General features: G+C 69.0%; 20 protein-coding genes. 11 read left to right on the top strand and 9 right to left on the bottom strand.

The features are described from left to right. Positions 1–3: 3 nt before the first annotated feature. The 11 genes from A6A40_RS25165 to A6A40_RS25115 all read left to right on the top strand — a co-directional run bounded on the left by A6A40_RS25165 (position 4) and on the right by A6A40_RS25115 (position 11,012). On the top strand, positions 4–993 hold the full coding sequence (locus A6A40_RS25165) for a FecCD family ABC transporter permease (protein WP_108548614.1): 990 nt from the start codon (positions 4–6) through the stop codon (positions 991–993). 2 nt (positions 994–995) lie between these two features. After that, on the top strand, positions 996–1,790 hold the full coding sequence (locus tag A6A40_RS25160) for an ABC transporter ATP-binding protein (RefSeq protein ID WP_236784026.1): 795 nt from the start codon (positions 996–998) through the stop codon (positions 1,788–1,790). Between the two features lie 6 nt (positions 1,791–1,796). Next, positions 1,797–2,216 (top strand): DUF1636 domain-containing protein, encoded by a 420-nt coding sequence (locus tag A6A40_RS25155; RefSeq protein ID WP_108548612.1) that lies wholly within the window; start codon positions 1,797–1,799, stop codon positions 2,214–2,216. 172 nt (positions 2,217–2,388) lie between these two features. Further along, the gene (locus A6A40_RS25150) at positions 2,389–2,733 is read left to right on the top strand and encodes a DUF2946 family protein (RefSeq protein WP_236784025.1); all 345 of its coding nucleotides are present in this window, start codon (positions 2,389–2,391) and stop codon (positions 2,731–2,733) included. A gap of 221 nt (positions 2,734–2,954) precedes the next feature. Continuing rightward, complete coding sequence (locus A6A40_RS25145; RefSeq protein WP_108548610.1) at positions 2,955–4,748, top strand: copper resistance CopC/CopD family protein; 1,794 nt, start codon at positions 2,955–2,957, stop codon at positions 4,746–4,748. Beyond that, entirely contained in the window at positions 4,745–5,368 is a 624-nt protein-coding gene (locus A6A40_RS25140) for an SCO family protein (protein ID WP_108548609.1), read from the top strand. The genes A6A40_RS25145 and A6A40_RS25140 overlap by 4 nt, the downstream gene beginning before the upstream one ends. Before the next feature lie 16 nt (positions 5,369–5,384). Then, on the top strand, positions 5,385–5,879 hold the full coding sequence (locus A6A40_RS25135) for a copper chaperone PCu(A)C (protein ID WP_108548608.1): 495 nt from the start codon (positions 5,385–5,387) through the stop codon (positions 5,877–5,879). A gap of 175 nt (positions 5,880–6,054) precedes the next feature. Beyond that, complete coding sequence (locus tag A6A40_RS25130) at positions 6,055–6,567, top strand: DUF2946 family protein (RefSeq protein ID WP_108548607.1); 513 nt, start codon at positions 6,055–6,057, stop codon at positions 6,565–6,567. 305 nt (positions 6,568–6,872) lie between these two features. After that, complete coding sequence (locus A6A40_RS25125) at positions 6,873–8,921, top strand: TonB-dependent hemoglobin/transferrin/lactoferrin family receptor (RefSeq protein ID WP_236784024.1); 2,049 nt, start codon at positions 6,873–6,875, stop codon at positions 8,919–8,921. 43 nt (positions 8,922–8,964) lie between these two features. Further along, on the top strand, positions 8,965–9,861 hold the full coding sequence (locus A6A40_RS25120; RefSeq protein ID WP_108548606.1) for an MbnP family copper-binding protein: 897 nt from the start codon (positions 8,965–8,967) through the stop codon (positions 9,859–9,861). Next, positions 9,858–11,012: a methanobactin export MATE transporter MbnM gene (locus tag A6A40_RS25115; RefSeq protein ID WP_108548605.1), complete on the top strand. Its 1,155-nt coding sequence runs from the start codon at positions 9,858–9,860 to the stop codon at positions 11,010–11,012. The genes A6A40_RS25120 and A6A40_RS25115 overlap by 4 nt, the downstream gene beginning before the upstream one ends. Before the next feature lie 62 nt (positions 11,013–11,074). Here A6A40_RS25115 and A6A40_RS25110 read toward each other — a convergent pair whose 3' ends face one another. The 9 genes from A6A40_RS25110 to A6A40_RS25070 all read right to left on the bottom strand — a co-directional run bounded on the left by A6A40_RS25110 (position 11,075) and on the right by A6A40_RS25070 (position 21,650). Then, the gene (locus tag A6A40_RS25110; RefSeq protein ID WP_158279375.1) at positions 11,075–13,174 is read right to left on the bottom strand and encodes a TonB-dependent siderophore receptor; all 2,100 of its coding nucleotides are present in this window, start codon (positions 13,172–13,174) and stop codon (positions 11,075–11,077) included. Positions 13,175–13,340: 166 nt separating this feature from the next. Then, positions 13,341–13,448, bottom strand: a complete 108-nt coding sequence (cydX, locus tag A6A40_RS25105) for a cytochrome bd-I oxidase subunit CydX (protein ID WP_108548603.1) — start codon at positions 13,446–13,448, stop codon at positions 13,341–13,343. A 25-nt stretch (positions 13,449–13,473) separates the two neighbouring features. Next, positions 13,474–14,625, bottom strand: a complete 1,152-nt coding sequence (gene cydB, locus A6A40_RS25100) for a cytochrome d ubiquinol oxidase subunit II (protein ID WP_108548602.1) — start codon at positions 14,623–14,625, stop codon at positions 13,474–13,476. A 10-nt stretch (positions 14,626–14,635) separates the two neighbouring features. Further along, positions 14,636–16,195, bottom strand: a complete 1,560-nt coding sequence (locus tag A6A40_RS25095) for a cytochrome ubiquinol oxidase subunit I (protein WP_108548601.1) — start codon at positions 16,193–16,195, stop codon at positions 14,636–14,638. A gap of 17 nt (positions 16,196–16,212) precedes the next feature. Then, complete coding sequence (locus A6A40_RS25090) at positions 16,213–16,446, bottom strand: hypothetical protein (RefSeq protein ID WP_108548600.1); 234 nt, start codon at positions 16,444–16,446, stop codon at positions 16,213–16,215. 72 nt (positions 16,447–16,518) lie between these two features. Further along, a complete protein-coding gene (locus tag A6A40_RS25085) occupies positions 16,519–17,055 on the bottom strand; it encodes a DUF2946 family protein (RefSeq protein ID WP_108548599.1) in 537 nt (178 codons plus the stop codon). Positions 17,056–17,336: 281 nt separating this feature from the next. Then, complete coding sequence (locus tag A6A40_RS25080; RefSeq protein WP_236784023.1) at positions 17,337–17,753, bottom strand: DUF2946 family protein; 417 nt, start codon at positions 17,751–17,753, stop codon at positions 17,337–17,339. A 445-nt stretch (positions 17,754–18,198) separates the two neighbouring features. Next, the gene (locus A6A40_RS25075) at positions 18,199–18,897 is read right to left on the bottom strand and encodes a response regulator (protein WP_108548597.1); all 699 of its coding nucleotides are present in this window, start codon (positions 18,895–18,897) and stop codon (positions 18,199–18,201) included. Beyond that, the gene (locus tag A6A40_RS25070) at positions 18,894–21,650 is read right to left on the bottom strand and encodes a sensor histidine kinase (RefSeq protein WP_108548596.1); all 2,757 of its coding nucleotides are present in this window, start codon (positions 21,648–21,650) and stop codon (positions 18,894–18,896) included. Before A6A40_RS25070 ends, A6A40_RS25075 begins: the two co-directional genes overlap by 4 nt. Positions 21,651–21,734: the final 84 nt, after the last annotated feature.

Raw genomic sequence — 21,734 nt, 5'->3', positions numbered from 1 at the left:
TCGATGCGCACCTTGCCTCTGCTGTCCGGTCTGGCCGCCGCCCTGCTGGCGGTATCGGTGGCCGGTCTCGCGATCGGCTACGCGCCACTTCCGCTGAGCGGCGTGATCGCCGGCGTCTTCGGGTATGGCGATCCCCTGACGGCCGCCGTCGTCCGGGAAATCCGCCTGCCGCGTCTGCTTCTCGGGATCGAGGTCGGGGCGGCGCTCGGCATCGCCGGCGCGGCGCTCCAGGGACTGCTGCGCAACCCGCTGGCCGAGCCGGGACTGATCGGGGTATCGGCGAGCGCCGGGCTGGGCGCGGTCATCGCCTTCTATTTCGGCTTCGCAGCGCTGTCGCCCTATGCGCTCCCCGCCATGGCGATGGCCGGCGCCCTCGTGGCGACCGGCATCGTGCTGGCGGTCGCCGCCCGTGGCGGCGGCGGCCTGCCCCTGATCCTGGCAGGGATCGCGCTGTCCAGCCTCGCCATCGCCCTCACCTCCCTGGCGATGAACCTCGCGCCCAACCCCTATGCCGTCACCGAGATGCTGCTGTGGCTGATGGGATCGCTGAAGGACCGGACGCCGGCCGATGCGCTGACCGCCTTTCCCTTCATCCTGGCCGGCTGCGGCCTGCTGCTCGCCGCCGGACGCGGGCTGGATGCCCTCACATTGGGTGAAGAGGCGGCCCGCAGCATGGGGATCGATCTGACCCGGCTGCGGCTGGCCGTCATCGGCGGCAGCGCCGCGGCGGTCGGGGCGTCGGTGGCGGTCTCAGGATCGATCGGTTTCGTCGGGCTGGTGGTGCCGCATCTGCTGCGTCCCCTGGTCGGGCATGAACCCGGCCGCCTGCTGCTGCCGAGCGCGCTCGGCGGAGCGGTGCTGGTGACGCTGGCCGATCTGGCGTCCCGCCTGATCCCCACCGCGCAGGAGGTGATGCTGGGCGTCCTCACCGCGCTGGTCGGCGCGCCCTTCTTCCTTGTCCTCATCCTGCGCGTCCGCCGGGAGGCATGGTGACGATGCTGACGGCTTCCGGACTCACCCTGCGCCTGGGGCGGCGAACCATCCTGGACGATGCCGGTTTCACGGCGCGGCGCGGCGCCGTCACCGGCCTGATCGGGCCGAACGGCGTCGGCAAATCCACCCTGCTCCGCGCGGTCGCCGGCCTGCTGCCCCATGGCGGCGACGTCCGCTTCGACGGACAGCCGCTGCCCGCCGACGCAGGGTCGCGCGCGCGCCTGCTCGGCTACCTGCCGCAAGGCCACCCTGTCCATTGGCCGCTGACGGTCCGCCGTACGGTGGCGCTCGGCCGGCTGCCGCATCTCGGCCCGTTCGGGCGGGCGGGACGGCTGGACGAGGACGCGGTCGAACGGGTCATGGCGGCGACCGGCGTCGCCGGGCTTGCGGCGCGTGCGGTGCCGACCCTGTCGGGCGGCGAGCGGGCGCGCGTGATGCTGGCCAGGGTCCTGGCGGCGGATGCCCCGGTGCTGCTTGCCGACGAGCCGACGGCGGCGCTCGATCCCGGCCACCAGCTCCGCATCATGGCGCTGCTGCGGGCCGAAGCGGTCGAGCGGCAGCGTGCCGTCGTCGTCGTGCTGCACGACCTGTCTCTGGCCGCCCGCTGCTGCGACGATCTCGTGCTGCTGATGCCGGACCGGCGCGTGATCGCAGGAGACGCCGCGACGGTTCTGACGCCTTCCCTGCTGGGCGAGGCCTATGGCGTGGCCTTCGCCGTGACGCGGGCCGCCGACGTCCCGGTGGTGCTTCCCCAATGCCCGACCCCGATACCCGACATCATCCAATCCGGAGACTGACCAGCCATGACCATCGACGTGATCGTCTGCGAAACCTGCAGCCAGCCCGGCACCGGACCGGCGGCGCCCCCTGAAGCGGGGCCTGCTGCGGATATGGGGGCCGGTTGGACCGGAGCGATGTTCGCGGCCCTGCTCGAAGGGGTCCTCGCATCCGCCGGCCTCGACGATGTCCGCGTCGGCACCATGCGGTGCCTGATGAGCTGCCGCCGCCCCTGCGCCGTCCACATCCGCTCGCCGGGGCGCATGGGATATGTTCTCGGCGACCTGACGCCGGAGCGGCCGGCCGTAGAGGCGCTCGTCGGTTACCTGCTGGCCTATCGTGCGACCGGCAGCGGTGTCGTCGCGTACCGGGACTGGCCGGACGGCGTCAAGGGCCGCTTCGTTGCACGGATCCCCGCCCCGGACTTGCAACCTTTGGAAAAATGACGCTTATCCTGAGTGCGGCATGTCGGCTATCGTGCCGCACTCGCAACGGACGGATACACGGACCGGCATGGGCGCCACCCAGGACAGACTGCGACCCGCGCGACGGGCCGGCCTTGCGGCCGGAGCGATCGCGCTGTTGTTGCAGATCGTCGCCTGGGCCTGGATGCCTGCGATGATCGCATCCGCCAATGCGGCCGAGAGCGGCCGGATCGTCATCTGCACCCCGGATGGCTTCAAGACCGTGGCGCTGGACGGCCGCGCATCTGCTGGCGATCCGGCCCGGTTCGGATTGACCGAGTCCGAATTGGTCAACTCCGACACGGGCAAGAGCGATCCGGCGATTTCCGGCGCGTCCTGCCCGCTCTGCCCCTTGGTCGGCGGGCTGGCGATGCCGCCGCCGGATCTGCGGATGGCGCGGGCGTCGGTCGGGCGCTACGGTCCGGAAGCCCTGCCCGGCGATGCGATCGCCGCCGGCTGGTTCCTGTCCACCCTCCAGGCCCGCGCGCCGCCGGTCTGAGGCCCGATCACCCGATCGCCGCGCGGGACTGCCGCGCCGCGATCCGCCATGGTCACTCTGCGGACCGGATAGGAAGGGGGGAGCGTCCGGCTCGAGGCCGGCGTCGAGCCCCTGTTCCATCGCCATGATGTCCCGCCTCCTTCCAGGCGGGGGAAGCGCGAGCCCGTTCCATCCCGGTCCTGAGTCCGTCGGTGGCCGGCCGCTCGCCATTCGGAGATTCCATGACATACCTGCACGCGGCGGCTGCCGGCCCGCTTGGGCGGGGAGCGGTGACTGTTTCCGGTCTCACCCGGGCGGCATGTCGATTCACCCGCGCAGCCCTGTTCCTTCTGGCGATGGTCCTGTCCGCGGCGGCGGCGGGCGGGGAGGCCGACGCCCACGCCTTTCTGACCGATACCGAACCGGCGGACGGCAGCCGGCTGGAGTCCGCGCCGTCCGAGATCCGCTTGACCTTCAACGAACCGGTCACGCCGATCCTGGTGCAGTTGCTCGATGGGGCGGGCCGTCCGGTCGCCGGGGAAAAACCGGTGGCAGGGCCGGACGGCAGTGTCCGGCTTGCGCTGCCGGCTTCCGTTCCAACCGGCCTCTACACCGTCAGCTACCGCGTGACGTCGGCGGACGGACATCCGGCGGCCGGCACGCTGCTGTTCGGTGTCGGGGTGACGCCGCCGGCCGAGGGGGTGGTGGATGGGGTGGAGGCGCGAGCGGCGGGGGTGGATGCGCCCGCCCTTGCCGCGGTCGCGGTGCGGGCGCTGCATTACGGTGCTCTGCTCGCCGCGACCGGCGGCGGCCTGTTCCTGGTGCTCGTCTCGGGATGCTGGTCGCCGTTGAACCGGAGGTTGCGGCCGGGGCTGGGGCTGATCCTGCTGATTGCGGGACTGTCGGCTGTCCTGCTCGTCATACTGAACGGCATCGTTCTGAACGGGGCGGCGCCGGGCTCCCTCCTGTCTCCGGCCGCCTGGGCGCAGGGATGGACGACGGGATGGGCCAGTTCGGCCGGCGTCAGCGCGGCGGTGGCGCTGCTGGCCCTGCTTGCCGTTGCGGTCGGGCTGGCCCTGGAGGCGGATCACGGTGCCGGTCCCGTCCTGCTGCTGTCCGGTGCGGTGACCGGCGCGGTGTCGCTGGCGCTTACTGGTCACGCCGCGACGGCGCCGCCGCAATGGCTGAGCGCTCCGCTGGTGGCGCTGCACGGGCTGACGGCGGCGTTCTGGATCGGCGCCCTCTGGCCGCTGGCCGTCGCCTTGCGGACCGAGCCGGCCGGCGAGGCCGCGCGCCTCATCCGGCGGTTCTCGCGGCTGGCGCTCGTGGCCGTGGCACTCCTCGCCGCCGCCGGCGCGCTGCTGAGCCTCCTGCAGATCGGGCAGCCGGCGGCGGTGCTGGCGACGGGCTATGGCCGGCTCTGGCTGGGCAAGATGACCGCCGTCGCCGTCCTGCTTGCGCTGGCTGCCTGCAACCGGTTTTGGCTCACCCCGGATCTCGGCGTCGCCGGAGACAGGGCCGCGGTTGCGTTGCGGCGGACCATTCGGGCCGAGGCGGCGCTCGCCGCCGCCGTGCTTGTCGTCACCGCCGCTTTCGCACTGACGCCGCCGCCGCGCGCAGTCTCTGTTCCGGCAGAACGCCCGGCGGTCGAGGCGAAGGCGGACATCGAACCGGTTCGCAATGCCGGATACGCCACATCCATCGCCCGCGGCGACCTCGTCGCCCTGATCGAGGTGATACCGGCCCGCCCCGGTCGCAACCGGGTGATCATCCACCTGTCCCGTCCCGACGGGCGCCCGGTCGATCCGGCCGACGCCTTCCTGGAACGGAGCCTGCCGGCTGCGGGCCTGACACCGGTCCGCCATTCTCTGGCGCCTTCGGCGGCCGGCGTGTTCGGTGCCGGCGATATCGACCTGCCGGTGGCCGGGCGCTGGTCGCTGCTGCTGGAGGTCCGGGATGGGGATGTCGGGTCCGTGACATTCCGGACGGACGTGCCCGTCCTGCCCGAGGACCAATCGAAGGAGGTCAGCCCATGATGCCGAACAGGATCCGACGCGGGCTCGTCTGGAGTCTTGGCGCGCTGGCCATCGTTGCGCTGGCCGGACTGGTCGGCTGGCAGGTCCAGCGCGTCGGCACTGGCCGCGGAGTCGCGGCCGAAGCGTTGACCAAGCTCGGCGGCCCCTGGACGCTGACCGATCAGACCGGCCAGCCGCGCACCGACCGGAGCTTTCCCGGCAAGCTGCAGGTGATGTTCTTCGGCTACCGCTATTGCCCGGACATCTGCCCGACCGAGCTTCAGGCCATCGCCGAGACGCTGGATCTGTTGGGCGCCGACGCGTCGCAGGTCCAGCCGCTGTTCATCAGCATCGATCCGCAACGCGACACGCCGGCCGCGCTTGCCGAATACACCGCCCTGTTCGATTCCCGCATCCTCGGCCTGACCGGAACCCCCGATCAGGTCACGGCGATGGCGACGGCGTTCCGCGTCTATTACGCGCGGATCGACGCGAAGGACGGCGGGGCGGACGACTATCTGATGGATCACTCGGCCTTCGTCTACCTGACGGACCGCACCGGCGCCGTTGCCGGTGTCGCGCCGCCGGGCACCAAGCCGGCGGACCTCGCCGGCCTCATCCGTACCCGACTGAAATCCTGACTTTCGTTAGAAGGAGATGACGATCATGCGCATTCCGACACTCGCGGCCCTGATGATGTTCGCCGCCGGCACCGCGCTGGCCCATGGCTACAAGGCCGGTTCCATCGAGATCGAACATCCCTGGGCCCGCGCCACTGCGCCGTCCGCCCAGAACGGAGCCGCCTATCTGGTTCTGAACGGAATGGGCAAGGAGAACGACCGGCTGCTGTCGGCCGCCACCCCGGTCGCGGAGAAGGCGGAACTGCACACGCACCTGATGGACAACGGCATCATGAAGATGCGTCCGGTCGATGCCATCGAGGTGACGCCCGGTTCCCCGACGGCGCTGCAGCCCGGCGGTCTGCACATCATGCTGCTCGGTCTGAAGCAGCCGCTGGTCAAGGGAAAGGCCTTCCCGCTGACCCTGACCTTCGAGAAGGCCGGTCCGGTCACCGTCCAGGTCGACGTTCAAGGCGCCGGAGCCGCGGCACCGGCGCACGACGGCATGGGGGATTCCCACAAGTCGCACTGAGGCGGGGCAGGGGCACCGGCCGGCTGCTGTCGGCCGGTGCCCGCCACGTCCGCACGTCATAGGGGCTTCTGCCATCGGCTGCAGGATCGGGGCGGGTGCTGTCGGTCCGGTTTGATTTGATGGATTGTTTCATTTACCGGATTTACAATGGCAGATTGGATTCATCATACCCGCAATGGGCATGTTATTGTTCCACGATGACCGTATCGATTTCGGCAGGCCAAGCGACGTGAAGCCGGAAAACGTGAAGCCGGACATGGCGACACCCCACGACAGACTGCGGCGATTTGCACGGCACGGCCTGTTGGCCGCAGCCGTTGCCCTGATCGTGCAACTGATCGCCTGGGCGTGGATGCCGGCCTGGAGCGCGTCCGGCGATGGGATCTCCACCCAGTTTGCGGCCATTTGCACGCCGGACGGGGTGAAGCTCGTGGCCCTGGACGATGACGGCCTGGTCGCGGAGCTTCAACCGTCTTCGTTGCCGGCGGAAAAATCGCCCGCAAGCAAGGCCGAAGGCCAGTGTCCGCTGTGTCCGTTGATCGGCGGATTGGGATTGGCTCCCGTTCAGGTTCTCGTCATGGCGTCGGACGTCGAGCGTCATGGGCCGACACTGCTTCCAGGCAACCAGATCGCCACCGGCTGGTTCCTCGCCACCCTCCAGGCCAGGGCTCCGCCGTCCTTGGGATGATGCGCCCTTTGCGGCCGCTTGATCGCCGGAACGATCGGGCCGCGTCTGCCTGACAGCGAACGCACAAAGCCCGTCCATCATCGAACCGTCCGGAACCACCCGGCCGCTCAAGCGCCTTGGCGTGAGCGGTTCTCTCGGGCGTGACCGGCCGGCCGGACAGACGGCCCGAAGCCTGAGCGCGGGGCGCATCCCTACCGTCATTGCGACGTGACGCCGCCGGAGTCCACCCTCTGTGGACCGGCGAGCCATGCCGCTTTTCCGATAAACGGCCGGTCTTCACGGCCAGTTCTCAAGGATCGCAATTCGTGACGACCCTTTCCGTTCGCCTGCGCGCGTCCTGCCTCATCGTGCCCGGTCTGCTCGCCGTCGCCTGTCCCGCCGTTTCCCCCGCCGCCGCCCAGCAGCAGACCTCTCCGGCGCAGTCGGGCGCGTTCCAGCTGGAAGCCGTCACCGTCACGGCGACACGCAGCGAAAACAACAGTTTCGACGTGCCGGCATCGGTGTCCGTCATCACCCGCGAACAGCTGGACGACGCCCAGGCCCCGAACCTGTCGGTGCTGCGCAAGGTTCCCGGCGTCGATCTCGGCGGCGGCGCCCGGCCGGCCGGCCAGATTCCGACGATCCGCGGTCTGCAAGGACCGCGCGTCATCCTGTCCGTCGATGGCGCCCGGCGCAATTACGCCGACAACATCCGCACGCCGCTGCTGATCGACCCGGACATGGTGCAGCAGATCGACATCGTGCGCGGCTCCGAATCGGCGCTCTACGGCAGCGGCGGCATCGGCGGCGTCATGGCCCTGCGCACGCTGGAGGCGGAGGACATCCTCGCTCCGGGCCGGACGGTCGGCGGCCGGGCGAAGATCGGCTTCCGCAGCGCCGACCACAGCGTTTCGACCAACCTGACCGGCGCGGCGCGCGGCGGCGGTTTGGACATCCTGGGCAGCGCCACCCTGCGCGATGCCGGACGCATCCAGACCGGCGACGGGAACGGGCTGACCAACGACCAGCAGCTGAAGAGCGGGCTGTTCAAGGTCGGCGCGACGCTGAACGAGGGCAACCGGGTCCAGCTTTCCTACCAGAAATTCGCCGACGCCCTGGTCACGCCCAGCAATCCCGGCGGCAGCGACGCCTTCGGCCTGCTGCAAAGGCTGAAGCGGCGGCAGGACCAGTTCACCGGCAGCTACGCCTTCCACGACGACGGCCGGAAGTGGATCGACGGCAGCGCCACCGCCTATTACACCAAGCTGCGCTTCGCGACGACGCCTTACACCGCCGGGGTGACGGCCACCGACATCGAGATGGCGACCGCCGGCGTCGCCTTGCAGAACAGCACCCGCATCGAGATGGCGCCGTGGCTGCGCCACCGGATCACCTATGGCATCGACGCCCACCGCGACCGCGCCCGCAACCGTGACGGCGGCGTCGCCAACGCGGTCCAGCCGGATGGCGAGCAGATCTCGCAGGGCCTGTTCCTCCAGGACGAGGTGACCATCGCCGAGGACTGGACGCTGACCGGCGCCATCCGTCACGACCGCTACCGGCTGGAGCCGGTGGGGCAGGCATCGTCCGACAACCAGCGCCTGTCGCCCAAGATCGCCCTGAAATGGCAGGTCCGGCCCTTCCTCGGCCTGTTCGTCGGCTATTCGGAGGCGTTCCGGGCGCCGACGCTGGGCGAGACCTATCAGAACCTGTCCACCACCCGCGCCCTCTTCAACTTCCGCCCCAATCCGGGACTGAAGCCGGAGACCAGCCGGACCAAGGAGGCGGGTTTCACCCTGGCCTTCGACGATGTGCTGACCGGCGGCGACGCGATGCGGCTGAAGACCACCATCTTCACCGAGACGGTGGAGAACATGATCACCTCGGCCACCATCGGCCGCTACACCCGCGCGGCCCCCTTCTCCGGCACCGGCCTGATCTTCCAGAACCAGAATGTCGCCAAGGCGGAGCGCCACGGCGGCGAGCTGATGGCCAGCTACAGCGCCGGGGGGCTCGACCTCGGCATCGGCTATTCGCATCTGCGGGCGAAGGACGCCTCGACCGGCGCCGGGCTGTTCGCACCGCCCGACAAGGTCACGGTCGGCACCCGCTACCGCTTTGAAAATGGCTGGGCCGTCTGGTGGACCGGTCAGTTCGTCGACGAGCAGCACCGCGACGCGACGGCGTTGCGCCAGCGCGACGGCTACGGGCTGCACGACATCGGCGTGACCTACAACCGCAACTGGTATCGCGTCGATCTCGGCGTCACCAACCTGTTCGACAAGGCTTACGCCACCTACCAGCAGTCGCAGACGACGACCTACACCTACGAGGAGGGCCGCAGCGTCAACCTGACGCTGAGCGCGCGCTTCTGACCCGATCACGATCCTGCTCCGTTTCCAACAAGGAGTTCCCCCGATGACTGTCCAGCGCGCCGCTTTCGCCGGCCTCGCGATTCTCGGCCTTGCGGCCTGTTCCACCACCACGCCGGCACCGGACGCCATGCCGGTCACGGTGACGTTCGCCCTGACGGCCAACGGCAAGCCGGCACGCTGCGGCGAGCCGCTCGGCCCGCTCGGAACGGGCGGCACCATGGCGACCCTGCACGACGCGCGTTTCTATGTGCAGGACATCGCCCTGATCGATGGGGCGGGGCGGGCGGTTCCGCTGACGCTGGCGCAGAATGACTGGCAGACGGCGTCGGTCGCCCTGCTCGACTTCGAGGACGGGTCGGGCGGATGCGCCGGCGGCACGCGGGCAACCAACGCAACGGTCACGGGCAGTGTGCCGGCCGGCCGCTATGCCGGGCTGTCCTTCACCGTCGGCGTGCCGCCGGCCCTGAACCACACCAGCACCGAAAAGGCGGCCCCGCCGCTGGACATCGCCGCCATGGGATGGAGCTGGCAGGCCGGCCGCAAATTCATGAAGCTGGAGGTCGATCCGAATGGCGGTGTCGCGAAGCCCGACGGAGCGAAGGCCCGGACCTGGTACGTCCATCTCGGCTCCACCGGCTGCACCGGCAACCCGGCGGACGGGGAAAGCGTGTCCTGCACCCGTTCCAACCGCCTGCCGGTGACCGTCGCCGCCTTCGATCCGGTGAGCCAAGCCGTGGCGCTCGACCTGTCGGCGCTGTTCGACGGCAGCGCGCTGGGCCGGGACCGCGGCGGGGCGGTCGGCTGCATGAGCGGCCCGACCGATCCGGAATGCGCCCCGGTGTTCCGGCAACTCGGCCTGTCGCTGGAGAGTGGCTTGCCGGTGACGCCCGGCACGTCCTCGTCCTTCGCGGTGGTCGCCAAACCGGTCGCCAAGCCATGACCGGCCGGTTCCGGGGCTTCCTGGCCGCGGGCGTCGCCGTGCTCGCGCCCGTCCTCGGATTGGGGACGGGCACGCCGGTCCTGGCGGCGGATTGGACATGGTCGCTGCCCGGCCATGTGCCGGAGCCGCGCGTGCCCGCCGACAACCCGATGTCGGCGGCGAAGGTCGAGCTGGGCCGGCGGCTGTTCTACGACACCCGCCTGTCCGGCAACGGGACCATCGCCTGCGCCTCCTGCCACATCCAGGCGAAGGCCTTCACCGACGGGCGGGCGCTGTCGCCGGGATCGACCGGCGGGCTGACCCACCGGAACGCCCAGCCGCTGGCCAACAGCGCCTGGAACGCCACCTACACCTGGGCGAACCCGGCGCTGGTGTCGCTGGAGCGGCAGATGGAGGTGCCGCTGTTCGGCGACGACCCCGTCGAGATGGGCGTGACCGACGCCAACCGGGCGGAGATCCTGGAGCGGCTGCGCGCCGACCCCGTCTATCCGCCGCTGTTCCGCCAGTCCTTTCCCGAAGAGGCGGAGCCGCTGACCATGGCGACGGTCATCAAGGCCATCGCGGCCTTCCAGCGCGGCATCGTCTCGGTGGACAGCCGCTATGACCGCTATCTTCAGGGCAGGGCCAGCCTGAGCGAGGCGGAGATGCGGGGCATGGCCCTGTTCTTCGGCGAGCGGGCCGAATGCCACCATTGCCATGGCAGCTTCAATTTCAACGATCAGATCGTCCATGCCCGCAGCCGCGAGGTGGAGACGCCCTTCCACAACACCGGCCTCTACAATCTCGACGGCGCCGGGGCCTATCCCTTCCCCAACCGCGGCCTGTTCGAGTTCACCGCCAGGCCGGAGGATATGGGGGCCTTCCGTGCGCCCAGCCTGCGCAACGTGGCGGTGACCGGCCCCTACATGCATGACGGCAGCATCGCCACGCTGGTGGCGGTGATCGACGCCTATTCCGACGGCGGCCGGGCGGTGCGCTCGGGACCGCAGAAGGGCGACGGCCGCCTCAACCCGCACAAGAGCGGCCTGATTTCCCGGATCGGGCTGACGCCTGGGGAAAAGCGCGACCTGCTGGCCTTCCTGGGAGCGCTGACGGACGAGACCCTGCTGACCGATCCGCGCTGGTCCGATCCCTGGCAGGCGCAGAGGTGACGAACAGGTGATGGAGAGAGGAAAGCCCGGCCGTCCGTTCCGGCGGCCGGGCCTTCGGGCCATCACAGTTTGGCGGTCAGCGCCAGCATGACGTTTCGCGGCGTGCCGTAGGTGTTGTAGGTGTTGGTGGACCGCCCGAGGGCGGCGAAGTATTTCTCGTCGAACAGGTTGTTGCCGGTCAGCGAAACCGACAGGGTCTTGCTGAATGCGTAGCCGATCTGGGCGTTGACCACGGCGTAGGCATCCTGGACCAGCGCCGCGTTGCTGCCATTGCCGCCGGTCCGGGTGACCGCCGTGACGCCGGCACCATAGTTGAAGCCCTCCAGCGGCCCGTCCTGGATGCGGTGCATGGCCAGCAGCTTGACGCTGTGCTTGGGGAACCAGTTGCTGAAATTCATGCCCTGGCTGGTCGCGTCCTTCACATAGGTGTTGAACAGGTAGCTGTAGCCGGCGGTCAGTTCGACGCCGGGCAGCGGGCTTCCCGTCACCTCCGCATCGACGCCGCGCGACCGCACCTCGCCCATCTGCAGATAATAGCCGGGGTGCGCCGCGTCGGCATAGGCGCGGTTGGTGTCCTCGATCTGGAAGACGGCGAGCGAGGCGTTGAGCCGCCCATCGAGGAAGGCCCCCTTCACCCCGGTCTCGTACTGGGTGCCGTAGCGCGGATCCAGCGTCCGGCCGGTATGATCGGTGGTGGTCTGCGGGATGAAGATCTGCGCAACGCTGGCATAGAGCGCGACCTCCCTGGTCGCATCGACGATGACGCCGCCATACGGCACGAATTCGCCGTCGCGGCGGGCGCCCTGGACCCAGCCGGTGGGGCGCGAGGGCGGAATGCTGCGGCTCTTGGTGGTGAAATAGGCAAGGCGTCCGCCGCCGACCAGCGTCAGCGGTTCGGCGATCTTCAGCCGCAGCTGGCCATAGCCGCCCTCCTGGAAGGTCTCGCTCTTGCCGCCGCTGGTCGCGGCGATGGCCGGCTCCTCCCAGGCCCTGGAGTTTTCGATCCCGAACAGCGGAATGTTGGTCAGCACCGGAGCGGTGCCGCCGGCATTGTTGGACAGGTACCGCTCGCGGTTGTAGCCGACCACCGCATTGTGGGTCAGGCCGAACAGGGTGAAGGGGCCGCCGACATACATGTCCAGGTTCTGGCGGACGTAGTTGTAGGTGCTGTCCCGTTTCGAATAGCTGACCGTGTCGGTCGCCGGGTTGATGGAAGAGGATGCATAGCCGTCGTTGAAACGGAATTTGCGCTCCCACCAGCGCGCCTGCGCCTTGGCGACCCAGCCATTGTCGAACCGGTGTTCCAGGCCGATGTCCTGCTCGTAGCTGTCGGTATGGTTCTTGGCCCAGGGAGCCACCGGGTTGAAGGAGCGCGGCGTGTTCGGGATGGCCAGAGTGCTGTAGACGGGGATGCCGTAGAAGGGCGAGGCCCGGTCCCGCTGGACGATGGCGGTGACCGACAGGGTGGTGTCCGGCGTGACGTCGTACTCCAGCGTGCCGTAGGCCAGTTTCCGGTCGCCGCTGGCATGGTCGTAGAAGTAATTGTTGTGCTGGCTGGACACCACGGCACGGCCGCGCAGCGATCCGTCGGCGTTGAGCGGGCCGGTCACGTCGGCGACGCCGCGCGTGTTGGCCCAGGAGCCGTAGGAGGCGGTGGCGCTGGCGCCGAAGGTCTTGCGCGCCCGTTTGGCGACGAGGTTGACGGTGCCGCCGGGGTTGGGGTCGGTTCCGGTCAGCATGCCGGCGGTGCCGCGCAGGATCTCGATGCGGTCATAGACCGACAGATCGAACTGCTGCGACCCGCTGAGCGCGTTGTAGGACGGGATGCCGTTGAACATGACGTTCATGCCGTAGGACCGGCTGTTGTACTGGGCCTGGGTGCCGTCGTTCGGAATCGCGGTGACGCCGGTGGCCTGGGACAGGGCGTCCTGGAGCGTGATCATGTTCCAATCGTCCATCACCTGCCGGGTGATGACCGAGACGGAGCCGGGGATCTCCTTGACCGGTGCGGGCAGCTTGCCGAACAGGGTCGCCGCCGGGCTGGTGTAGGATCCGGTGCCTTCGGTCTCGGCGTTGAGCGCTTCGCCGGTGACGGAGATTTCCGGCAAGGATACCGGGGGTTCGGCCGCCTGCGCAGCGGCGACGACCAGCAGGGTCGCCATGGAGGCACCGGCAAGCATGGCACGGCGCAAGGGAATAACAGCGGACTGATCGCACTGCATTTTGAAACGATCCGATTGGAAATGTGGAGGAAATGCCGGTGTCTGCGCGGCCGGCTCGACGGTGCCGGCCGCGGAACGGTTCATCGGCTCGGCGGCCGGCGGATGCTCAGTCCACCCTGTCGGTGGCCGGCAGGTGATGTTCGTGCCAGACGGCGTTCAGGATGCCACAGGCACAGGCGAAGCCGACGCCGAGGATCCAGGCGAAATACCACATGGCCGCTGTTCTCCTGTGTTGGGGTTCAATAGAGGCTGGAGGGGTTGCGCTGGATATCCGCCGGCCCGACCCGTCCGCGCAGGACGCGGAAGATCAGGCCGGTGTAGGCCAGGATCAGCGGCAGGAAGATCAGCGTCGCCACCAGCATCACCAGCAGCGTGCGGTGGCTGGAGGAAGCGTCCCACACCGTCAGGCTGGCCGACGGGACGAGGCTGGACGGCATCAGCATCGGGAACATGCTGACCCCCGCCGTGGCGACGATGCCGGCGATGCCGGTGGCGCTGGCGATGAAGGCGATGCCCGGCCTGTCCTTCAGGGTGGCGATGAAGGCGCCCGCCGGGCCGAGCACGCCCAGGACCGGCGCCGCGACCATCCAGGGATGGGACGCATAGTTGGCGAGCCAGCCGCCCGGCCGCAGCTCCACCTGCTTGAACAGCGGGTTGGACGGCCCATCGGTCACCACGGTCCCGACCAGGGCGTAGCCCGGCAGCCCAAGCGCCACCCACAGACCGGCGAGCAGGAACAGCAGGATGGTGACCGGCGCCCCGGCGCGGACATAGGCGGCGGCGCGTTGCCTGACCGCGCCATCGGTCTTGAGGGCGAGATAGACGGCGCCATGGGTGGTCAGCATGGCGAGCGACAGCAGCCCGGCCAGCAGGCCGAAGGGGTTGAGCAGCTCCAGCAGCCCGCCGCCCTCGTAGAACACGCGCAGGTCGTCGTCGATGCGGAAGGGCACGCCTTGCAGCAGGTTGCCGAAGGCGACGCCGAACACCAGAGACGGCACCACCCCGCCCGCCACCAGGGCGGCGTCCCAGAAGCCGCGCCAGCGGGTGTCGGCGAACTTGTTGCGGAACTCGAACCCGACCGGGCGCAGGATCAGCGTGACCAGCACCAGGAACAGCGCGATGTAGAAGCCGGAGAAGGCGGCTGCATAGATCGCCGGCCAGGCGGCGAAGATGGCGCCGGCTCCCAGGATCAGCCAGACCTGATTGCCGTCCCACACCGGGCCGATGCTGTTGATGGCGACGCGCCGCTCCAGGTCGGTGCGGGCGACCAGCGGCAGCAGGGCGGCAACCCCGAGGTCGAAGCCATCCATCACGGCGAAGCCGATCAGCAGGACGCCCAGGAACAGCCACCAGATCAGTCGGAGATGCTCGTAATCGATCAGGGTTTCCATGGTCGGATCCTCAGGTGGCGGGGACGGGCCGCGCGGCGGCGGAGGGAGGCCGCAGGGCGTCCGCCGGGCCGATGCGGATGTATTTGCGCATCAGGATCACGTCGACGATCAGCAGCGACGTGTAGAACAGGACGAAGCCGGTCAGCGAGAACAGCACCTGTCCGGCCGACAGCGCCGAGGAGGCGAGGAAGGTCGGCAGCACGCCGTCGATGGCCCAGGGCTGGCGGCCATATTCGGCGACCACCCAGCCCAGCTCCGCCGCCAGCCAGGGCAGCGGCAGCGACCAGACGCAGATCCTCAGGAACAGCGGATGCTCGAAGTCGCGGTGGCAGGACCGCCAGAAGGCGACGGCGAACAGGCCGATGAAGAAGAAGCCGAGTCCAACCATCAGGCGGAAGCTCCAGAACAGCGGCGGGACGGCGGGGATCACGTCGTTGGCGGCCCGCGCGATGGTGGCGTCGTCCGCCGTCCGCGGGTCGGCCACATAGCGTTTCAGCAGCAGGGCGTGTCCCAGGTCGCCGGAATGCGCCGCCAGCGTGGCGCGGGCCTCGGCGTCGCCGCGGTTGGCGCGCAGCCGCTCCAGCGCGTCGTAAGCGATCAGGCCGTTGCGGATGCGGGCCTCCGCCCGCCGGACCAGATCGTCGATGCCCGGCAGCACCGTGTCGGCCGAGCGGGTGGCGATCAGCCCCAGCGCCCAGGGGACGGTCACCGCCGCGTGGTTCTCCCGCGCCTGCTGGTCGGGAATGGCGAACAGGGTGAAGCCGGCCGGGGCGGGTTCGGTCTCCCACATTGCCTCGATGGCGGCCAGCTTGACCTTCTGGTGCTCGCTGACGGTGTAGCCGCTCTCGTCTCCCAGAACCGCGGCCGACAGGGCGGCGGCCAGCCCGAAGGCCGAGGCGACGATCATCGAGCGGGTGGCGAAGGCGCGATGACGGCCCTTCAGAAGATACCAGGCGCTGACCGACAGCACGAAGATGGAGCCGGTGACGTAGCCGGCGCTGACGGTGTGGACGAATTTCGCCTGCGCCACCGGGTTGAACATCAGGTCCCAGAAGGAGGCCAGTTCCATCCGCATGGTGTCGGGATTGAACTCCGCGCCGACCGGATTCTGCATCCAGCCGTTGGCGATCAGGATCCACAACGCCGACAGGTTGGAGCCGATGGCGACCAGCCAGGTCACCGTCAGATGGCCGAGCTTCGACAGCCGGTTCCAGCCGAAGAAGAACAGCCCGACGAAGCTGGATTCCAGGAAGAAGGCCATCAGCCCTTCGATGGCCAGCGGGGCGCCGAAGATGTCGCCGACATAATGGCTGTAATAAGCCCAGTTGGTGCCGAACTGGAACTCCATGGTGATGCCGGTGGCCACCCCCATGGCGAAGTTGATGCCGAACAGCTTGCCCCAGAACTGGGTCATGTCGCGCCAGATCGGCCGGCCGGTCATGACATGGACGCTTTCCATGATGGCCAGCAGGAAGGACAGCCCCAGCGTCAGGGGCACGAACAGGAAATGGTAGAGCGCCGTCATGCCGAATTGCAGGCGTGACAGGCTCATCGGATCGAGATCGAACATCGTGGGTCTTCGAATCCTCAACGCGGCGGCGCCGACTGTGTCAGATGACGGTCCATGGCGGACGCATCGACGACCGGGCGGTGCGCGCCGTCGAACAGGAACATCCGCATCGCCACGACCACGCACAGCTTGACCAGCAAGGTCGCGGTGATGGCGCGGGAGAGCGGGGAGGGGAGGAAGCGTGACCGGGCCGCCGGGCGGCAGGGATCGGAGGGTGGAGCGGATGCTCCGCCGTCGACTCGCATGCTCATGTCGGGTCCTTTCGGACAAGGGGAGGGCGTTCGGCCCGTTGGGCCGGCGCGGCTGTATGGATGGCGGCTCGGTCAGATCGTCGGCGTCGGCGGCGGTCCGCGCGGCCAGGCGCTGCCCGAAGGCCGGCCTATGAGCGGGTCGGAGGACGCGGGAATGGGGCGCCAGAGGACGGGGGGCGACGGCGGCGCCGGGCATTCGACGGAGGGCGGAGTCTGGCTGTCGCCGTGCAGCAGCGGCAGGCAGAACAGGCAGAAGGCGCCGTCATGCGCGCCATCGACGGGAGCCCCATCGGTGCGTTGGCTTGGCGCGGTTTCGGTGGCGATCCGTTCGCCGGTCTGCCGGTCGATGACGACGAGACCGGCGGAAGTGCAGATGACGATGCGGTCGCCGAGCAGTTCCTGTGCGAAAAGCGGGGCGGAACCCGCAGGCGGCTGCGGCAGGCCGGCGGCCAGGATTTGCAGGGTCAGCAGGGCCAGACAGGCCAGGGCGCCGATGCGCAGCCGTGTGAAGAGGCTCGAAGCCGGCGATGCCTGCCGTGGACAGCCTGATGCGGCGCGGCCGGTGGCGGCGCGCGGCGGTCGGTCTGACAATGGCAGGGCGTCGGTCATGGCGGATGGCTTCGCGGCAATGGCCGCGCGAACGGGTTCAGCGAGCGGGAGGTGGCGGCCACGCCATCCTTTCCGTTTGTATTGAGCCCGCAAGGTTGCGGATCCCCGGCACGGAGGAGGCTTGGTTTGCTCGGACGGGCCGCAGGCGACCGCGGGAGAGATGCCGGGGCATTCTGTCCGTCACGCGAGGACTCCAGGCATGTCCATGGAGCGCGGCATCGGGAGGCCACGCAATGGACGCGCCGTTCGGAGTGCGGACGGAAAGGGAATGGAGCGCCGGCTCAGCCGGCGGCAGGCGGCGCGCGGGCCTGGAGACTGGACAGGAACCAGCCGGCCGCGATCACCTCGCCGGGCAGGGTCCGAGCATCGGCCATCGCCATGCTCTCGGCGGGAACGGCCGTCTGCACCTGCGGCGGGAGCCCGGCACCGGTGACGGTCGGACAGAGCGGGCAGTGATCCTTCGCGGCACCGCCGGAGCCGTCTTCGGGGGCGACCGGCTGGCCGTCGGAACCGATGAACACCGTCTTGAAGCCGTCCACGGAACAGATGGTGACGGCTTCGGCACCCGCCGGGGCTCCACCCATCGCCATCGCCGGCATCGCCATGCTCCACACCATCATCTGGAGCACAAACGCCAGCGCGCCGGCCAGAAGGCCGACCCGGCGGATGCGGTCGATGAGGGGGCGTGGACGAGGCACGGAACCCGTTAGCTCCTGGTGCGCGGTGTTCTTGGACGAGACTGTCGAGTCATTGCACGGAACATGAATCCGGGCAAGCCGGAACTCCGTCCGGGAACGGGGCGGAGCTTTCAGGGGGCCAAATCCGCCGCATAGGCCGCATGCTGCGAGGCATGCTCGCCTTCATGTTCGAAGGTCATCCGAACCGCGGGGCCGCGGATCTCGGGAGGATATTCGGGTGATGCCCGNTCATCATCAATGACCGCTGGTATCAGATGATGGGGCCTCCTGTCCAAGACGGCTCAGTCGCATTGGACGCCCGCCGGGCAAGTGCCGCCGGATGCTGTGCTTTGTTGGCGGCGCCAAGGGAGGCGACACTTGCCGTCGGGGGGAAACGGCGTGCAGAGGTCCATCTCGACGCCGCGGTCGTCTGCCTCGATTGTCTGCTTGCGGACGCAGGCCGGTTTCAGGTCGGCGTGCGCAGCCGATAGCCGACCCCCGTCTCGGTCAGGATGTGGTGGGGCCGTTCCGGATCGGGTTCGATCTTCTGCCGCAATTGACGGACGTAGATCCTCAGATACTGGATGTCGGTTTCACCGCCCCACACCTCCTTGAGGATGAAGCGGTGGGTCAACACCTTGCCGGCATGTGCCACCAGAAGCCGCAGCAGGTCATATTCGCGCGGCGACAGCTTCACCTCCTCTCCGCGCACGGTCACGATGCGCCGAACCAGATCGACCGTCAGCTCGCCGCTGCGGAACAGCGGCCGCTCCCCCTGTTGCTGCAGCTTGTGGCGCATGGCCGTGCGGATGCGGGCCAGCAGTTCCTCGACCCCGAAGGGTTTGGTCACATAGTCGTCCGCCCCGAGATCGAGCGCTTCGACCTTGCCGGCCTCGTCCACCCGGCTGGACAGAACGATGATCGGCAGCGACACGCCGCTGCCGCGCAGGCACCGGATGACCTCCAGCCCATCGATGCCCGGCAATCCAAGATCGAGGACCAGAAGATCGGGGGACCGCCTGCTCACCTCCTCCAGGGCCTTGGTCCCGTCTTCCGCCTCGACGATGTCGTATCCCTGGGCAGCCAGGCTGGTGCGCAGAAAGCGCCGGATCGGCGGTTCGTCATCGACGACGAGCACGCGCAACGGGATGGAGTCCGATTTCATGCGACGGCTTCCTCTTCATATCCGGACACATCGGCGGCCTTGGGAAGGGTCATGGTGAAGACGGCGCCGCTCCGGTCGCGCCGGTTGCCGGCCGTGACCGTCCCTCCCATCGCCTCGACAAAGCCCCGGCAGATCGCCAGCCCCAGCCCGGTGCCGGCGCGCTGCCGGTCCTGGGCATGAACACGATAGAACTTGTCGAAAATCCGCTCCACATCCTCCGACGGAATGCCGCCGCCCTCATCCAGCACCTCGATGCGGACAAGATCACCGTCCTGGCGACCCCGAACCGTGATCAGCGAACCGGCGGGCGCGTATTTGCCGGCATTGTCCAGCAGGTTGAACAGCGCCTGCTCGATCAGCACGGCATCGATGTCCACCATCGGCAGTCCGGCGGCAAGATCGACCTCCACCCGATGGCCGGCGAGGATGCGCGATACCCGCTCCAGCGCGCTGCCGACCACCTCGGACAGGTCGATCGCCCCGGTGCGCGGGCGGATGGCCCCGGATTCCAGCCGCGTCATGTCGAGCAGGTTCGCGATGAAGCGGTTGAGCCGTTCCGCCTCCTCCTGGATCGTCGCCGCCAGGTCCCGCCGGTCGTCCTCGTCCATCATCGGTCCATAGCTGACGAGGCTGGTCGCCGAGCCGAGGATGGAAGCCAGCGGCGTGCGCAGATCATGCGAGATCGAGGTGAGCAGGGCCGAGCGCAAGCGCTCGGTTTCAGCCGCCAGCCTGGTCCGGTCGACATCCTCCGCCAGCGTCACCCGCTCGATCGCCAGGGCCGCCTGATCGATCAGGGCGTCGAGAAGCCTCCGTTGGTCGGGTGTCAGGAGGCCGCTCGTCCGCCCCCTCCCACCGCCGGTATCGATACCGACCACCCCGACGACGCCCCGCCCGGTGCGCATCGGCAGGAACAGCCATTTGGCGCCGGGCAACGTGTCGGCCCCCTTGCCGGTGGGCCGGTTGTTTTCCCAGGCCCAGACCGCGGCGGCCAGATCGGCATCCTCGATGACGTCCTCCGGCGGGTAGCCGGCGCGGACCGCCACGCTGCCCGCCTCAGGCAACAGCAGCACCACATGGACCTTCAGCATGGCGGCGATCTGATAGGCGGTGGCCCACAGCAGGTCATCCATGGTCACCACGCCGGCCAGCTTGCGGCTGAACTGGTAGAGGTCTTCCGTCGTCTTGGCGCGCAGCCGCGCGGTCACCGCCTGGGCGCGGACACGGGCGGTCAGGTTGCTGGCGATCACCGAGACGACAGCGAAGACCAGCAATGCCACGATGTTTTCCGGATCGGAAATCGTGAAGGTGTAAAGCGGCGGCAGGAAGAAGTAGTTGAAGGCCAGAACGCTCATCACGCTGGCATAGAGCGACGGCGCCAACCCGCCGGTGACGGCGCTCGCCAGCACGGCGGTCAGGAAGACCAGCGCCAGGTTGTTGAGGGCCAGCACCCGATGCAGCACATGCCCGGCGCCCAGCGCCGCCGCGACATAGCCCGTGCTCGCGACGTAAGGCCACCAGGAAAAGGCGCGTTGCCGGGCCGTTTCGGTCCTGACCGTCTTGGCGGGAACCGGGGCGCCGGAGTTGGCGGCGATGACATGCACGCTGATGTCGCCGGCCCGACGGATCAGACTGTGCGCCACGGAGCCGTGCAGCAGTTCGGACCAGCGCGGACGCCCGGATTTGGCGATGACGATGTGCGTGACGTTGTTGGCCCGTGCGTAGTCGACCACGGTGTCGGCGACATCGCTGCCGGGCACCGTGACCGCTTCGCCGCCCAGCCTTTCCACCAGACGCAGCGTGTCGGCGATGCGGTCGCGCTCGGCCTCGCTCAGGCGCAGCACCCGGCTCGTTTCGACATGGATGGCGCCCCAGCGGGCACGCAGCCGCTCGGCTTGGCGCCTTGCGTGGCGCACCAGGCCGGCGCCGCTGGCGTCCTCGTTGATGCAGACCAGCAGGCGCTCGCCGGCCGCCCAGGGGCCGGAGATCGCGTGCGCCTGCATGTGGGTCAGCAACTGCTCGTCGACGCGGTCGGCGGTGCGCCGCAGTGCCAGTTCACGGAGCGCGGTCAGGTTTCCGGGGGAGAAATAATGCCGGATCGCGCGCTCGGCGGTGCGCGGGACATAGACCTTTCCCTGCTGGAGGCGCTGGATCAGGTCGTCGGGCGCGATGTCGATGACCTCGATGTCGTCGGCGCGGTCGAGGATCGAGTCCGGCACCGTCTCGCGGACCCGGACGCGGGTGATCTTGGCGACGACGTCGTTCAGGCTTTCGACATGCTGGATGTTCAGGGTGGTGTAGACGTCGATGCCAGCGGCCAGCAGTTCCTCCACGTCGAGATAACGCTTCGGATGGCGGCTGCCGGGGGCGGTGGTGTGGGCCAGCTCGTCGACCAGCACGATCTTCGGGCGGCGGGCGAGGATGGCGTCCAGGTCCATTTCGGTCAGGGCATGGCCCTTGTGCTCGATCTTGCGGCGCGGAACCACCTCCAGTCCGGCGACCAGCGCCTCGGTTTCGCGCCGGCCATGGGTCTCCACCACCCCGACGACGATGTCGACGCCGTCGCGGCGCCTGGCCTGGGCGGTCTGCAGCATCTCGAAGGTCTTGCCGACGCCGGGGGCGGCGCCGAGGAAGATCTTGAGCCGTCCCTGCCCGTCCTTCACCGCCTGGCGCAGCAGCGCGTCGGGAGAGGGCCGTCCGGTGCGGTCGCCATGGGTGCGGTCGCCATGGGTGCGGTCGGCTTGTTCGTCGCTCATGGCATCGTCCTCTTCCGGGCCCCTGGGTCCCGTTCTCTCCATCGGCATTCGTAACCGATAGCCGAATCCATGCCCTGCCGAAAC

The sequence above is a fragment of the Azospirillum humicireducens genome (assembly GCF_001639105.2).
GTDB lineage: Bacteria > Pseudomonadota > Alphaproteobacteria > Azospirillales > Azospirillaceae > Azospirillum > Azospirillum humicireducens.
This window is presented reverse-complemented; position numbering and strand designations above follow the sequence as displayed.